Annotated in this window: 13 protein-coding genes; 7 read left to right on the top strand and 6 right to left on the bottom strand. The window is 30.7% G+C overall.

The window, feature by feature from the left end; genetic code table 11:
- Positions 1-221: 221 nt before the first annotated feature.
- The 3 genes from MHI40_RS22420 to MHI40_RS22410 form a co-directional block, all read right to left on the bottom strand.
- Positions 222-2,882, bottom strand: a complete 2,661-nt coding sequence (locus MHI40_RS22420) for a lantibiotic dehydratase (protein WP_340765745.1) — start codon at positions 2,880-2,882, stop codon at positions 222-224.
- A 26-nt stretch (positions 2,883-2,908) separates the two neighbouring features.
- Positions 2,909-3,811 carry a lantibiotic dehydratase C-terminal domain-containing protein gene (locus tag MHI40_RS22415; RefSeq protein ID WP_340765743.1) on the bottom strand — a complete coding sequence of 301 codons (903 nt, stop codon included), beginning with the start codon at positions 3,809-3,811 and terminating at the stop codon, positions 2,909-2,911.
- A gap of 521 nt (positions 3,812-4,332) precedes the next feature.
- Entirely contained in the window at positions 4,333-4,716 is a 384-nt protein-coding gene (locus tag MHI40_RS22410; RefSeq protein WP_340765740.1) for a hypothetical protein, read from the bottom strand.
- A gap of 608 nt (positions 4,717-5,324) precedes the next feature.
- On the opposite strand from MHI40_RS22410, the gene MHI40_RS22405 reads away from it, so the two are divergent.
- Positions 5,325-7,229 carry an AAA family ATPase gene (locus MHI40_RS22405; protein ID WP_340765738.1) on the top strand — a complete coding sequence of 635 codons (1,905 nt, stop codon included), beginning with the start codon at positions 5,325-5,327 and terminating at the stop codon, positions 7,227-7,229.
- A 1,075-nt stretch (positions 7,230-8,304) separates the two neighbouring features.
- A complete protein-coding gene (locus MHI40_RS22400; RefSeq protein ID WP_340765736.1) occupies positions 8,305-9,012 on the top strand; it encodes a M50 family metallopeptidase in 708 nt (235 codons plus the stop codon).
- Positions 9,013-9,121: 109 nt separating this feature from the next.
- On the opposite strand, the gene MHI40_RS22395 is transcribed toward MHI40_RS22400, so the two are convergent.
- The 3 genes from MHI40_RS22395 to MHI40_RS22385 all read right to left on the bottom strand — a co-directional run bounded on the left by MHI40_RS22395 (position 9,122) and on the right by MHI40_RS22385 (position 11,479).
- Positions 9,122-9,643: a hypothetical protein gene (locus tag MHI40_RS22395; RefSeq protein ID WP_340765734.1), complete on the bottom strand. Its 522-nt coding sequence runs from the start codon at positions 9,641-9,643 to the stop codon at positions 9,122-9,124.
- Positions 9,644-9,727: 84 nt separating this feature from the next.
- Complete coding sequence (locus tag MHI40_RS22390; RefSeq protein WP_340765732.1) at positions 9,728-10,435, bottom strand: hypothetical protein; 708 nt, start codon at positions 10,433-10,435, stop codon at positions 9,728-9,730.
- 183 nt (positions 10,436-10,618) lie between these two features.
- Positions 10,619-11,479 (bottom strand): helix-turn-helix domain-containing protein, encoded by an 861-nt coding sequence (locus tag MHI40_RS22385; RefSeq protein WP_340765730.1) that lies wholly within the window; start codon positions 11,477-11,479, stop codon positions 10,619-10,621.
- Positions 11,480-11,821: 342 nt separating this feature from the next.
- Between MHI40_RS22385 and MHI40_RS22380 the strand changes: the two genes are divergently transcribed.
- The 5 genes from MHI40_RS22380 to MHI40_RS22360 all read left to right on the top strand — a co-directional run bounded on the left by MHI40_RS22380 (position 11,822) and on the right by MHI40_RS22360 (position 14,846).
- Positions 11,822-12,178: a hypothetical protein gene (locus tag MHI40_RS22380; protein WP_340765727.1), complete on the top strand. Its 357-nt coding sequence runs from the start codon at positions 11,822-11,824 to the stop codon at positions 12,176-12,178.
- A gap of 40 nt (positions 12,179-12,218) precedes the next feature.
- Entirely contained in the window at positions 12,219-12,572 is a 354-nt protein-coding gene (locus MHI40_RS22375) for a hypothetical protein (RefSeq protein ID WP_340765726.1), read from the top strand.
- Positions 12,573-12,734: 162 nt separating this feature from the next.
- Positions 12,735-13,325, top strand: a complete 591-nt coding sequence (locus tag MHI40_RS22370; protein ID WP_340765724.1) for a sigma-70 family RNA polymerase sigma factor — start codon at positions 12,735-12,737, stop codon at positions 13,323-13,325.
- A complete protein-coding gene (locus tag MHI40_RS22365) occupies positions 13,318-14,052 on the top strand; it encodes a polyphosphate kinase (protein ID WP_340765723.1) in 735 nt (244 codons plus the stop codon). The genes MHI40_RS22370 and MHI40_RS22365 overlap by 8 nt, the downstream gene beginning before the upstream one ends.
- A gap of 122 nt (positions 14,053-14,174) precedes the next feature.
- Positions 14,175-14,846 (top strand): SOS response-associated peptidase, encoded by a 672-nt coding sequence (locus tag MHI40_RS22360; RefSeq protein ID WP_340765720.1) that lies wholly within the window; start codon positions 14,175-14,177, stop codon positions 14,844-14,846.
- Positions 14,847-14,942: the final 96 nt, after the last annotated feature.

The following is a 14,942-nucleotide window of genomic DNA, read 5'->3' as shown; positions in this document are numbered from 1 at the left end:
TGTAAACACTTAATAATACCAAAATTTACTTCATTGAATTCTAAGCTATTTGGGCGAAAGCTCTGATGCACCTTTCTTCAGACAACTAGCAATAAATAAACCCGTCTTACAATAATATACTATATCTAAACCTCATTCATCCAAAATAATTATTAGGAATGTCTTAATGTTAAACCAATTCTAATTTAATTTTAGATTTCGACGAATTTCATTCATGTTATTTATTCTGTTTTATCTATTTGAATGAGTATTTCTGAGATAAAAGAGTCTCCTTTAAAGTTCTTTAAATATAAGTTATCATCTGAGGGAAGCATCTCAAATAAATGCATATAAACTTTCGTCTTGTTTATCAGACTGGTAAAAACTTTAATAAAAAGTGGATTTAATATACAGAAATATTGAGGCTTTCCGTCATCGTTATTTCTAATTATATCTTGGCTTAATTTAGTATCGTATTTAATAAAAACCCTATCATTTATATTGTTTTCCTTCCAAAACTTATATAACTTAATATGATAGTCAAATAGGGATTCACTATTTAGATGTATAGGAATCAATTTAATAGGAATCATCCAGTTTTTCCTAAAAACGACCAGCCTATTGAAGACAACTCTTGGGTATTTTGTTATTTTATTTTGAGGTATCAAATACAGATCGGGCAAGGTTAATGAAGATGATTGATTAAAAGAAAGAAGAAAGTTATAAAAAGCAGGTCTAAATTTATCTGCTAAAAAACCATTCCCTAAAAATTTCAATTCTTTATTTATTAGTTTACTAAATACATATAATCTCTGCTTGTTATCATCATATTTAATAAATAGCCCTTCGCAATTAACTTGATTATCTTTATTCAAACTCCCTTCTGTACTTCCATATAGAAATTCTTTATTACATAAAGGGGGATGTAGATCTCCATTGAAACCAAAGTTCCCGGTTATTTCCACCAAGCTTAATGAATCATTTTCAAACTTTTCATTATCTTTCTTTGTATAAAGATTCCTAAGTGCATTATCCGGGAATGTTAAAAATCTAGAATAAAAATGGCCAAATCCACCTTGAATTGAATTGATAACACCAAAGCTTTTATTTTTAATTTTCATCATTTGAAGAAAGTAAGATCTTGAATCAACTGTCTGTACAATAAGATTACTTACCTCTTCACCAATTTCTTTAATAAAATTCTCATCAATTTCAAATACTTCTTCAACTGTCGAAGAAACATTAACAATTAGATACTGTTGAAGTCTCTCCCTTAACTTATTAATAGTGTCTATTTCCTGAATGTTATATAAATTTTTATTCAATATGTTGCTGGGTTCGTTAACTTGATTCAAGGATACTATATTTAATTCTTTTGAATAATCACTATAAAATTCTGTCAATTTAACCTCTTCATTCGAAGGATAATTTCGCAAGAAAAATTCTCTCATGTTTAACATTGAGATATTACTAGAATCATATAAAGGTAATATTTGCTGAATAATATTTAAGTCTGAAGTAAACTCATTTATATCAGCTTTAGATAATTCAATATAATCGATTGAACTGTTAACAGCAGCATCTTCATAAACAATAGTATTTGTTTCAGGAAAATCTAAGCTATATAAATCATACAAGTTTAATAATATGTACTTTATTTCTTCAATAAGCTCTAATTTTTTTTCAGGTTCATCTATTGAAAAACTATTCAAGTTTTCTATTAAACCAATTATTTCTTTTAAACTTTTAATAATGGGTGTTAGTTGAGAACAATCACTTTTTAATAAGTAATCATGTATAGAATTTAATATATTTGGGCTTTGTTCAGAATAAGGTAAGTAAAGAATAATAACATTTTTTTTTATCAAAAGATCAACAGTCATTTTTATTAATACTCTATTGTGATTTGTGGTTTTTGTCAATTTATCTATTAATGAAGTGTAGGAGATTTTTGTTCCACTCGCTTCCAATAGTTTATTAATCACTATATTAATAAAATTACTAGATTTAATGACTTCTATTTCTTCAAGGTACTGAAATCTTATTCCACCCGGAACACCATTTATTAAATTCTTAATATAATGCAATAAATCTCCTTTTTTCAATAAAGTTTGATTTGCCTTCACCAAAAAAAAACTCTTCATCTCACTATCTTTTAGTTTTTCGAAAAAATTAAGTACCAAAGTTAGATTTATCTCAATCTTAGACTTAGAATGTATTTTATTTGTATTTGTATTTGTATTTGTATTTGTATTTATATTTACCTTTGTTGAACCCTCTATTAATTTTGTACCCGTCGTTAACGTGAGTGTTGTGAAGGGAGTTGTTTTACATACTGTTCTAGAAAGGTATTTTAGTAAAGGTAATTCAATTTTTCTATACTTCTTATTGTGATTTTCTACAACAGTATTAGTATATTTTATTAATGAATTCTTTATAATAGGTGTAGATATTAATACTCCGTTTGTTAAATGTGAGTCCTGAAGTAATTTTTGAAATACAATTCTACACATGTAAATATTGGAAAAATATTCCTTTTCAATGCTCTGCCGTAAATTATATTTGATATTATAGAGGACCTGTAGTTTCTTTACCACAAGGATTATTTCTTTATTTTTTAAAAAAAGGGTATCTAAAAACTCTATTTTTCTTTCGTTATAGATATTTCTTTTAAGTTTAATTAATAGATTCAAGTCATTTTCGGAATTTTTAATTTCCTCAAAAATTAAATGGCAAGTATATTGTGTAAAATCCTTATATTCCTTTTCTAAATTTATATATTTTTCAATACTTCTTTTTAAATTTTCATTTTCCATTTTTCGGAATGAATTAAAGGGAATCGGACTTATTCTTATTAAAACATTTTCATTTATTTTATAATTATCTAATTTATTATGGTCCATCACCATACCCCTTTTTAATTAATAATTTATTTAAATAAATTAAATAAAATTAAACTAATATATAACTCTAAAAACGGATCTAATCCCAATCTATTATTATTTAGATGTATATAGCTATAACATAACTTAATTAATTTTTCTGGTGTTGGACAAATAACATTAATGTTTCTAAGAACTTTATGAATTTCCTTATCTATTTCATAAAAATTAGATTTCCAGCCAATATTTTCCTCAAAATTATCTATAGTATTCTTATATAAGTAGGAATTGTCTACGGATTTCTGCTTTATAATTTCCCAAGTGATTAACGGTATATCCAAAAAAATTCTGCGATTTTCAGCATATTCAAAGAATAGCGATGCCATACTATTTCTTTTTAAGATATTATTTAAGTTTTTTATTTTTAAATATGTTAAGACTATTCCATACAATAATTTTCCTTCATGTTTAAAACTTTTATTTTCTTGAAACATTAACATAATTTGTTCACTTGAAAAACAAAAAAAACTTTCAGAAATTTCTATTCCTTTAATACCACAAAATCGTATAGTTTCAGGTTGATATTCTTCCCATAGAGCTACGTTATTTAACTGTTCATACTTCCCTTCCCTATTTTCTTTACGTTGCATCTTATAATAATTCTCTCTATTTATTACTTTTTCACTAGATGGATTCTTCTCCAAAAATGTTGATGTATATTTTATAATTAAATCTTTCCAAGTCTCTTTAACATTTTGTTCATTAAATTGGAAACGAATTCTTAAATGATTACCTTTCTCCCAATATCTAATAAAGAAAAATCCGGTTATAACATTTTCTTTTAACAAAATTTCATTTATTTTACTTACTAAATTTGTTAAAATAAATTCATAATTTTCCGTCTCTTGATAATAGATATGAAGAGATTCCCATGTTTTTATTAAAATCACTCCCTGTTTCAAATATTTTAGCTTGCTCTGTATTAATATTATAGTTCATATAATAAAATCTAACAAATTATTCTGACAACTTTTTTTGCATAATTCATTATATGAAAATGTTTTCAAATGACAAAACAACTGTTACATACTATTTTTATGAAAATAGTAATACAGACCAACTGATTACTCTTTTGTCCGCAATTTGTCCGTAGAATTTTACTGAACTTATTTTACAGAGATTAATTTAGCACTTACAAAAACCTTATTAATCCAGACTAATTTAACCTATTTGAATTCTGTTTAACCAGACTCTTCAAGGGTTCAAATTCGACAAGGTGGGGGTCGCTGGTTCGAGACCAGTCGGGACCATATGAATATTGTAGTCACAACCTTTGGTACTTATAGGGTTGTGACTTTTTTATTTTAAAGGCAAATCATCATATTATTACCTATGGGGTTAAATTGGGGTTAAAATATAAATCTAAAGTAAAGCTTATAAAAATAAGACACATACACCCTCTTATATATCTCTACCATAAAAGCCAATTTTCCAAATTAGGATTACTCTTGATAGAAGTTCTCCCCTCAACTTCCTCTAACCAGTTATAAAACTTCACAGGCTTGCTCACGAGAGTTTGTTCCTCCACAGTTGAAGAAGTGAGTGTATTCTTATTTGTACGCCCCATAGACTTATTATAAGCCCCGACGAATGCACTTCTTAATGTGTTAGAAAGAGTCAATGTTCCATCTGAAATATCACTGATAAGCTTGAAAATAACATTCTTAGCTTTAATTAAATCAGATACAGTATTTAACTCTGTAGCTAATACCGCTTTATACAATTCATTCTTTAATTCATCTTTTATTGGTAAGCTCTTCATGAAATCAAATAACATCTCCTGGTACTCATTCATGTATGCTATTTTGTTTTCAATTTGCAAAGCTAATTCTTCTGAAATGCTATATATATTTTTTGCTTGTTTAGAACTTAAAAGTGTATAGAACAAATAAAGTTGGAAACGAACAAGCAAAAATAAACTAATGGAAAATAAAGTAATGTAAATAATGTTGGAAACAAAACTAATTTAATCAGGTATAAGCTAGGTAGGCTTCACTATATTATTTTACAAAAATCAACCTTTCCTAGAACATCGCCTTTTTAAAAATGACCTCCCAATATATCGGGAGGTCTTATTTCAGTTATTTATAAGAGATTTCACAATTTTGGTTATAGAGTCTTTATCCAGTTGTTTAATATATTTAACCTTAATATCTTCACGCTCAAAAAGATTGTACACTTTTTCAGCAGCGGTAATTATGTAACTCAGTATTATTATCACTATCATTCACTAGGTACATAAAGTCTGGAGAATAATTACTTCCGCAATAAGGGGATTTTTATAGAATTTTTGGGTATCTTACCATACGAATTGACTTTATCAATGAACTTTTATCAGAAATTTCTAATTTATATATCTTTATTTCCAATTTAATGTAATAATTTATTGAAAGGGGGATTTTTATGAGAATAAAAGAATTTGTTATCAAAAATTATAAGAATATCGGCATAGATGAGTTGTGTACCATCAAGTTTCCAAATAAATCTGACGGAAATTCAGATATGCTAACAATTATTGGAGAAAATAATGTAGGGAAATCAACGGTTTTAGAAGCATTAAGAATGTTTTTCCCTTATGAAAAACCGCATTGCCCTGACATAGACCGATTTCCTAAAAAAGTTGAACCGAACCCACTCAATGAAGCTGAACATATGGAAATACGAGTGACATTCCATAAATTCACAGACCAAGATTTAAGTAAAAAAGAGATTAGTAGATACATTTTTAATGATGAACTAAAGATTAAAAGAATTTGGAATTCTTCTAACTTAAATGATAAGGATGTTCCTTATTATGCTTATATTCAACAAGCATATATTCATGAATTGGAAGGTAGTCCAACTTGGAATAATGCTGCATTTCGAGTCTCTTCATCCGAACTTCAAGACCTACACCAGAGATTTTGTGCTCAACAAGGATTAACTGGGACAATTCTAGCGCCTAAAAAAGAGGACTTTTTACAATACGTTTTAGAGGAGAATTCAGCATTAGTTCATCTCCGAGATCCCGAATGGATGGCAAACCCTAACGGACTTAGTAGCGTGCTTAGATCAATAATGCCTAAAGTAATTTACATACCTGCTATGAAGTTATTACAGGATGAAACTAATCCTGCAAAAGCTAACTCTGCAGCCAAAAACATTATGTCATCGTTAATAGAAAAGAAAATGCGAACTTCACAAAAATTTGTAGAATTTGAAACGGCAGCAACTAATTTAACAAATGCATTCGTTGGAGAAGATCGTCATGAGTCTCTAAACTCTTTAGAGACATCCCTAAACCTCAAGTTAAAAAGGTTAATGGATATTGAAGCGAGGGTCAACTTTAGCCCCCCTGTTATTGAAAAACTTCATGAGAACACTACGTTTTCATTAATTTACAATGATGTAGAAACTACAACCGACCATCAGGGTAGTGGTGCACAGAGGCTATTAATATTGTCATTATTGGAATTGATGTCACAAGAGCTAGATGTAACTGTAGAGGAAGTAGAAGAATCATGGCAAAGAAGCTTTTTATTTTTAGTAGAAGAACCTGAGATATATTTACATCCTCAGCTACAAAGAAAAATGAGAGACTCTTTACTAAAAATTTCTGAGTCTGAACTGTCGCAAGTCATTTGTACCTCACACTCCGAACACTTTATTGATTTAGCAGATCGTCATCAAGGAATTGTGATAGCAAAACGTAATTTTACAACTGGCACAACACTTTTTTCTCAAGTAGAGGATAATCTTTATAACGGGGATAATGCAATAGATAAACGCAATGCTATGAGAATGCTTTTAAATTTTAACTCATCAACTCTTGAGTCATTTTTTTCAAGGAGAGTAATATTAGTTGAGGGAGACTGTGAGATTGCCAGCTTCAAATCTATTAAAGATGTTCTTATTTCTAAATATCCAAATATAAAGGAAGATATTGAAAGTTATTGTAAAGACATAAATATAATTTCATGCAAAGGAAAACTTACTCAAAGAACGTATTGCGAAGTTTTATCTCATTTCGGAATTGAACCAGTAATAATACATGATTTAGATGGTGAGCCATATAATTCGGGAAATAATTTAAGAATGTTAGAGTCAATTAACTTAGATGAAACTAGGAGACTTTACCACTCACCAAATTTTGAAGAGGATATATTTGGTGAAGAATGGTTGAATGATAAGCCATGGAAAGCAACAAAGCTTATTAGAGAAAGATTTGATCAATACGAAGAAGGATTATTAAGATTTTTTAACTTTGTAATAGGTAAAGAAGCAGCAGAATCCCTAAATATTGGCTCATTAGTATCCAGTGAAATCTAATAGAATTAAGAATTTATTAAATGTAAAACTCACAAATGTCGACCTAACAACAAATATTCTGTCCTGTAAGGATTGCATTTAAAATAATGTAAGGCTATGTTAAAGTTAATGATTGTTTCTGAAAAAAGAGCTTGGAATTTCCAAACTCTTTTTTTACTGTCTTTTTCACTAAAGCACCCGTTAGCCATCCATGTAGCGCAAAACCAGCGCTACACCGCAGAGAATGAAAATGTTAAAAACGGATATTTAGTATGGCTGACGAAGAAGGTCGATGAACTATGGTGCCTTAGAGCCCTTCCGTTAGTCTGACTCCAACGACCACGGTGCATCACAAACTGTCGCACTCTATACGAGTAGCACTCATGGGAGTTTAATCCTACTCTGGTTATTGCACCAGCCTTGCCTTTATTCTAATCAGAATGGAGATGTTTCTTGAGTTACCTTTTAATTCAATATAAACATTCTGAAGGCTCAGCCTTTTTTTAAAAAAGCTATTTCTGAGTCTTTTTTGTTATGCAATTTTATAGATTTTGAGTGTTTTTTAATTTTCATGGGAGTTTAAGTGAAACATTTCACAAACTCCACTAACAAATGGTTTCTAATTACCACCTATTAATAGCTCTTTCTTTTGATCCATTAGTATAATAAGTTCAACAAAAGAACGTTAATCCCTTCATTCCAGAATCAACGCTCCTACTTATTTCATCCGTTCTCTCAAAAACCTTTTTTAGGTTCCACTCGTTCAAAAACAACTTTTTCTTCATTTATTTCTTGTTCTTTGCTCGATTTTCAGTCGTTTTTGCGTTAATCCTTCTTTCAACAACATTAACTCCTAAACAAAAACGTCCAAAACCCTGTAATATAAGGGTTTTGGACGTTTTAAGTACAGCTGGTTATTTGCGTTAATTACGACATCATGAGATCGCTTGGGCATGAGCGATTGGAGACAACCGAGATTTACCTTGCGAAAACATTTGAGAAAGAAAATCATGCGATTCATAGTTGGAAGCCCGAGTTGTTCGGACAATATATATAATAGAAAAAAAGAAAATAAACGGCTATGTGGAGGTCAAATTTGGAGAATGTTTATTTAATATACGTATATTTATTTATTGCTTTCGTCTTATCGAACATCCCTTTAATAAATTCATTTATCAAAGGAAATGCTCGTGTATCGAAAGTTATTCATACCATAGGAATGGTCGTAGCTATTGCAAATACTATGATTCATGAATCTTGTCATGCACTTATGGCCATCTTAACGGGAGGTCAAATTAGAGGTGTTTCCTTATCTGTGGATACATCAGGACTAGCAGAAACAACATCTAAATCGAGGATTGCTAGGATACTAGTTTCCTATGCAGGTTATACAGGTTCTTCATTAGTTGCTGTGGGTCTGTTCTACCTACTCTATCTCGGAAAGTATGAATGGATCATCTACTTCTTTGTCCTACTATCAGCTATCAATTGGTTATTTTGGGTACGTAATCTATTTGGATTCCTTTGGTTAACTGCCTTTATTGGCATGATGGTTTTCTTGTTATATAAACACTATGAAGTCTTATTTATACATATCAGTATTCTTTTATCTTGTATGGTGCTCGTACAATCTATTATTAGTGCCTTTGTCATTTTGAAGTTGAGTGTAACGGATAGAAGAAATGCTGGGGATGCAACGAACTTAGCGAAGTTTACGTTTATTCCGACGGTCTTTTGGGGAGTATTGTTTTTTGCTCAATCTGTAGTTGCTGCAATTTATATTGCGAATGAATATTTTGCATAAAACTAGTAATATAAATAAAGTTCAAAATAAAAAGAGGAAGTGATAAAAATTATGCACTTCCTCTTCTGTATCAAATACTTGTGTAGTCTCAAATCCGGAAGTTTCATAATTAATATTCAACTGGATACCTAACCCCTTCATATTTTACGTATATTTTAAAATCTCTCACTTTATTGAAAGCTTCCAGTTCCTCTTGTGTATGTTCTCTGTAGATAGTCGTAAACGAAAGAGTATAGAGATATCCCTCACTTAAAGTTTGAGACATTCTCAGATTGTCAATTGCTCCTAAAAATTCTTTTAAAGGGGAATTGGCTTCAATTTCAAACTGATAATCCAAAAGTTCTTCAGCAGTGAATTTATCTTTTGAGAATAATAATATGTCATATCTTACCCCTTTAGGTGACTCCTCAAAAGGAAAATCGTTAAGTTCAACAATTGTACTATCTACTTCATTAATTTTAAAAGGTATTTGATAACTTTCTTTGATATCTGACACTCCTGCAATATTATTACTATCATTTTGCGTTAGATTATTTTGGGGGATGTTGCTATCTTTCTTAATAGTCTCTTCGGAACAACCACATATAAAAAAAATACTCATTAATGCAAGAAGACCATATCCTTTAATCATTTTCATCCTCCCTCAAGAATTTGACTCTTTTCAATATTATAATGGGAGTTAAGAACGGTGTTATTCAAAAACTAATTTTTATATCTATTTTTGTATAAAATCTTTACTATAAGTAATTTTCTTAGGTTTTTTTACACCATTTGTAGTAACTGTCCCACCAGAATAAGAAGTTGTGCCTGTTTTTATAGTTCCATTATAGATATCATAATGATCTCTTTTGTTCACAAAAGCGCTGTATCTATCATACTGTATTGCACCATAATAATCACGATTGGTATACGGTAAGCTAGGTCCAGTATAACCCTGTGAAGTAGTGTAAGTATATGCTACTGTACCTGAAGCTGAACCAACCAGCCCAAGATTAATAACGCTCTTTAGAGTGCCAGAAACACTCGCTTCAAAAGCAACAGTACCGGAAATCGAAACCGAATGTTGTAAATTACTTGTTTGACCATTAGCTACACTAAGTAAAAACCTGTCATTAACTCGGGGACCAACATCGTAAGCAGAAATGGCATCATGAGAATAGGTGTAAGTGGAATGTGTATATTTTTCACTAATTACACCTAAAGTGCCAATTTCACCAGTTCCAACTACTCTTGGTCCCTCTTTAACTTTAGCTAAATCTATGAAATCTACAGATGCATTTGGAATTCCTTGAACGTCCTCTACCTCGACTATTGTAATATCTTCATTTTCAGATTTTACTTTAATAGGAGTTTCTGCTGATACTGAAGTGGCAACACTAAAGAAAAGGACTAAAGAGAAAAGACAAAGAAATATTTTTTTCATTTAAAGCATCTCCCTATTCATTATTTTATATTCTCAAATTCTTATACTTGAAGATTTTTTAGATTTAAGTATATTAATCTAATTTTTCTTTTGAGCTCCCCTCCTCTTTTTTATAATAAATTACAACAATCCGAAAATTACAAAATATCATAAAAACGATATTTAAAGGAATCAGATATATATTTAGACTTGGGAGTACTTCTCATGTTCCTGTATAACCATCTGTTTAAAGGCATCATCTTCATATACATCTAAAAGCTTAGTTATTTTCTGTTTGTATAATAATTCTTTATCCTTCGAAATATACGAATAACAAATAGCCATACGATTAAAACAAACGGTAAGTGGTCGGTAAGGTAAATCTTTCATATGTGAATCCAAAAGCGTGACTAATCTATCGAGAGCCTCAGAATATCTTCCACTTTTAATAAGCAATAGCGATAGATTTAGTATAAGAGTAGTAGAAATTTTTTTAGAATCATTAAATGCTTTATATTTATTTAGTCTTTCAAGCAGCTTTTCGGTGATATAGATCACAACATCATCTTCAAAAAAATATAAAATAACATTCATCATTCTAATATCTGTTAAATACCATTGATCGTATCGTGAGATCCTTTCCCATATTGTATTTACTTTCTCCCTAGCTTTCTCAAAATCTCCAGTTGTTTCTACAATTAATAGAGCTTCGCATACACTTCGCAATTCCTCTAAAAGAATATTTTTTTTATCGTTAAGAAGGTATTCATCTATAGAAGTTATGACATTGGTTATTTCATATTTATTATTATAGGACAAGCGGAAAAAACTATTAACTATTTCCGTAACTACATCGTGTTTATAACCATTATGTATATAACGTAGTTCATCCGTAGATATTTGAATTTGAAGTAGTAGGTGCATAAAATGCGCGGATAAAATGTCTGATTTCTCAGATTCAAAGTTAGAATAGGTTGATTGTGTAAATAACTCGCCAACTATTTCTTTCTGTGTATATCCCTTGTTTTTCCTTATTCTCTTAATTGTACCGCCATAATTCGACATAATTCCCTCCAGTTATTATTTTTCTAATATTTTGTCATTGTCTGACATTATCCTATTACAATTTAAGTGAAAGGGGGCAATAGTATGGAAATTGTATTTATGATTTTAGATATCTGGTTAATCTCAGGTGGATGATTTTTAGAATCTACTTATATATTTTTAGTTTGGAAAATATAAAATAATTTTAGCATAACTAAGGAGGAACTTCTTTCTAATCCAAGGATAAAGTTCGAAAAATAAAAAAGTGTTTATCCCCTATAAGACCTCTATTAAGTTAAAGTAGTTTTCTTACTTTTTTTATATAGAGGTTCTATTATAAATAGCCAAGGAGGAATTATTTTTATGACTGCAAAACTGAAAAAGTTGATTGGAGCATTAGTAGTGGTTTCCACACTTTCAATATCGTTAACAACACCTTCAACAATAGCCTCTGCATCAACGGAAATTATAAATAATAAAACAGGGATTGAGACAGTAAGTCCATTTGCTGTAGCTAGTAAATTCGTTCGGATTGAGTGGAAACCAGGTATGCCATTTCCCTATTTATACAATGATGGTATGTACAAAGGTAACTTGTACCTAATGGGAGTATGGTACGATACTGGGGGTAAGGTTGCGTTAGGTGGTTGGCTAGAAGGAACTGTTTATTGTTATAGCAATTGTGCTTTACCTGCGGGAATAGATGGAGAACAACAATAAACTATCTTCCCTCATTAAATTTTTATAAAGGAGATTCTATATGAAGTTAATAAAAAAAGGTGGATTTATAGGTTACATTGCAGCTGTCATGTTTTTAACTTTAGGTTTGTTGGGAAGTCCGACAAATGCTTCTGCAGCTCAAATTATGAAAAGTATAGTAAGTGAAGATGAAATTATGACCACTTCGGTTTCAAGGGAAGTAAGTGTAACAGCGGATTGGCATGGTTCGCAACCATATCCCCCTTCAATATATTACAACGTTAACGGATATAAAGGATATATATATTTAAAAGATGTTAAATGGATTAATACTTATGCTGAATTAACATATCGGGGAACAGTTACTTGTACGGGAGTATGTATAGCCCCTTCTTCACAAATTATAGAAAAATAAACTATTTAACTTTTAATTAGGGGGTACTTTTGTATTAACATTACAAAATTACTCCCTTTTTAATATATAAAATAAATTACTAATTTTAATTTTTATAATAATGCAATATATTCATCATAGCTTACGTCTAATATATAAAGGGATGAAAAGGAGGCGATTTTAATGGAAAGTAACGGAATAATACCAATGCACTTTAAGATGTATGGAATAGATGGATTAGATGTACTAAAAGCTAATCCAATTAAAGCTGTAGAAATTATCATGAATACATATGGTAACGAAGTAAAAAGATTTGTTTATACCTACCTACATAATGAAGCGGATACAGATGATGTAACGCAAGAAGTTTTTGTGACTGTATATTTGAAACTTAGTACATTTAAAGGGAAATCATCTCTTAAAAGTTGGATTTATTCAATTGCTGCAAACAAGTGTAAAGATCATTTGAGAGGTAATCGTTTACGTCAAAGTAAATTAATGGAGAGAATTACTAGGCAACCAATATCCCATCAGTTAAATGAAGTACCAGAAGAGTACCAACAAAGCACCATAAAGGAAGGGCTTTTTGAGAAGATAATGGAATTACCTATTAAATATAGAGAAGTCGTTATTCTTTATTACTTCAAAGAATTATCTATCAAAGAGATCAGCTTCATATTAAACGTGAAGGAACCGACATTGCAATCACGTTTGTCGCGAGCAAGAAGTAAATTAAGAGATTTAATAAATGAAGGGGGTATTATTCTTGGATAAACATTTAAAAGAATTTAATTTTGAAGAAAACATCAACTCGACCTTTACAGAAGAAAATAAACAGAATGTATTAGGAAAAATCAACGATATCGAAAAAAAACGCAATAAGAAACAAAGCCTTTTTGCGAACGGTCTTACATTAGCATTTTCGGTTGGACTACTAATCTTCGGATTTAATTTTGTGTCTAATAATATAGAAGGTACAAAAGAAAATGTTGCTGAATCAAATGATACAGAAAATGAATTAATTTTGAATCAAAATGGAGAAGAACCAACGCAAACTATAGCAACTGAAGATGACGAGAAGGAAAAAGAAGAATTAGAAGTTGGTGCATACTTTGATTATTTCTGGTCGCCTGAGAGTCTTGATACGCATGAGGATTATGATTATTCCGACTCAAACTACAATCTCTATATCGCTCACCTAAGAGCTGCACTCATTACCGATAATGCAATATTTCTAACAGGCCGTATGGATTATTCTACCTATAAGAGATATCTAGATAGTATATTATTTTATTTAAATGAAATTGTGCCTGGCGAAGAAAAAATAGAGGAGTTTCAAATGGCTGTTAAATTAGCTGAGCAAGCTATTGACAACGAAGTAGAAAAAGGAGATCCAATTTTAGATGATTTGCATATGGTTCTACACGAGTTAGATGAATATTATAATGCAGAAGCATTTCAAGATCACATCACAAATGAGAATGGCATCATAGTAAAATAAATTCTTATGATGACATCTCCATAGATATTTTGACATGGAGTAAATCTAGAGTTAAATGGGTACTAATATTAAATCTATAGATTTTAGCTTTTTACTACTTTGTGCGAAAGGTGTAATGAATTATGTGTGGTCGTTTCACGTTATTTGCTGACTATGATCAGATATTAGAACGTTTCGATGTAGATGTAGCCTTTGCTGAAGAAAACTACTCCCCTAGCTTTAATGTAGCTCCTTCACAACCGGTTATATCTATTATTAATGACGGGAGTAGTAGCCGACTAGGCGGCCTCCGTTGGGGGTTAATACCGGGATGGTCAAAGAGCGAAAAAATTGGTTCCAAATTAATCAACGCTCGCTCTGAAACAGTTGAGAGTAAACCTAGCTTCCGTCATGCTTTCTTGAAGAAGCGTTGTATCATCGTTATGGACTCTTTCTACGAGTGGGTGGTGGGACCAGATGGGAAAACCCCTATGCGTATAAAGATGAAGGATGATGGAATGTTTGGTGCAGCTGGTCTATGGGAGTCATGGAAAAATCCAAATGGTCAAACAATCCATTCCTGTACGATCCTTACAACGGAAGCTAATACCTTAGTAAAAGATATTCATGATCGGATGCCTGTTATCTTAACGAGAGAGAATGAAAAGGATTGGTTAAATCCATCCTTGCAGGATAAAGAGAAATTAAAGAGTATGTTGGTGCCTTTTGATGCTACATTAATGAAAGCCTATCCTGTTTCTAGTGATGTCAATTCACCAAAGAACAATCATATTGGTTTGTTAAATTCTTTATAAATTTATGTGAACTAGTAAAAAAAACCACTCTAGACAATAGACTTTGTTAGAGTGGTTTAAATTAATTATATTCAGCTTACTTTCGTTGAATAGACA

The organism is Psychrobacillus sp. FSL H8-0510 (assembly GCF_038008345.1).
Lineage (GTDB): Bacteria > Bacillota > Bacilli > Bacillales_A > Planococcaceae > Psychrobacillus > Psychrobacillus psychrotolerans.
The sequence above is the reverse complement of the archived record's forward strand: the minus strand, read 5'-3'. Positions and strand labels throughout refer to the sequence as shown.

What these genes read in the sequence shown, in the direction of transcription:
- MHI40_RS22420 (WP_340765745.1), bottom strand. Translation starts at nt 2,882, where the DNA reads ATGGACCATAATAAATTAGATAATTATAAAATAAATGAAAATGTTTTA.
- MHI40_RS22410 (WP_340765740.1), bottom strand. Translation starts at nt 4,716, where the DNA reads ATGAATGAGTACCAGGAGATGTTATTTGATTTCATGAAGAGCTTACCA.
- MHI40_RS22405 (WP_340765738.1), top strand. Translation starts at nt 5,325, where the DNA reads ATGAGAATAAAAGAATTTGTTATCAAAAATTATAAGAATATCGGCATA.
- MHI40_RS22395 (WP_340765734.1), bottom strand. Translation starts at nt 9,643, where the DNA reads ATGATTAAAGGATATGGTCTTCTTGCATTAATGAGTATTTTTTTTATA.
- MHI40_RS22390 (WP_340765732.1), bottom strand. Translation starts at nt 10,435, where the DNA reads ATGAAAAAAATATTTCTTTGTCTTTTCTCTTTAGTCCTTTTCTTTAGT.
- MHI40_RS22385 (WP_340765730.1), bottom strand. Translation starts at nt 11,479, where the DNA reads ATGTCGAATTATGGCGGTACAATTAAGAGAATAAGGAAAAACAAGGGA.
- MHI40_RS22380 (WP_340765727.1), top strand. Translation starts at nt 11,822, where the DNA reads ATGACTGCAAAACTGAAAAAGTTGATTGGAGCATTAGTAGTGGTTTCC.
- MHI40_RS22375 (WP_340765726.1), top strand. Translation starts at nt 12,219, where the DNA reads ATGAAGTTAATAAAAAAAGGTGGATTTATAGGTTACATTGCAGCTGTC.
- MHI40_RS22370 (WP_340765724.1), top strand. Translation starts at nt 12,735, where the DNA reads ATGGAAAGTAACGGAATAATACCAATGCACTTTAAGATGTATGGAATA.
- MHI40_RS22360 (WP_340765720.1), top strand. Translation starts at nt 14,175, where the DNA reads ATGTGTGGTCGTTTCACGTTATTTGCTGACTATGATCAGATATTAGAA.